At 65.7% G+C, this 542-nt stretch carries 1 protein-coding gene; it reads left to right on the forward strand.

What is annotated here, in order from left to right:
* A partial coding sequence (locus GTW58_RS13850) for an ABC transporter substrate-binding protein (RefSeq protein ID WP_168023639.1) occupies positions 1–542 on the forward strand: 542 nt, incomplete at both ends.

The following is a 542-nucleotide window of genomic DNA, read 5'->3' on the forward strand; positions in this document are numbered from 1 at the left end:
AGACACCGCACCGTTCGGCACCCCGTGGGAGGAAACCACTCGCTTGATCGGCGAGGCGCTCGGGCGTGACCAGGAGGCAGAGGACCTGGTGTCCTCCGTCGAGGAGAAGATCTCCAAGGCCGCGGAGGAGAACCCCGATCTGGCGGGCAAGACCTTCATCTACGGCACCGTGGACCCGTCCGCCGAGGAGCAGATCAGCATCTACACCTCCGTCGACAACCGGCCGCGTCTCATGACCGCGCTGGGCATGGAGCAGGCTCCGGTCGTCGTGGAAGCCGAGGGCGACGATCCGACCGAGTTCTTCATCGGCTGGTCCCCCGAACGCGCCGACGAACTGGAGTCGGATGTCCTGATCACCTGGGCGGCCGATGAATCCGTGCGCGAGGACATCGAGTCGGACGACCTGCTCAACAAGATTCCGGCGGTGGCCGATGGCCACATGGTCCTGCAGACCGACGGCCAAGAGACCCTTTCAGTCTCCGCCGCCTCGCCCCTGAGCATCCCGTGGGCCCTGGAGAACGTGATCCCGCAGATCTCCGAAG

Source organism: Kocuria subflava (assembly GCF_012163155.1).
In the GTDB taxonomy this organism is placed as follows: Bacteria; Actinomycetota; Actinomycetes; order Actinomycetales; family Micrococcaceae; genus Kocuria; species Kocuria subflava.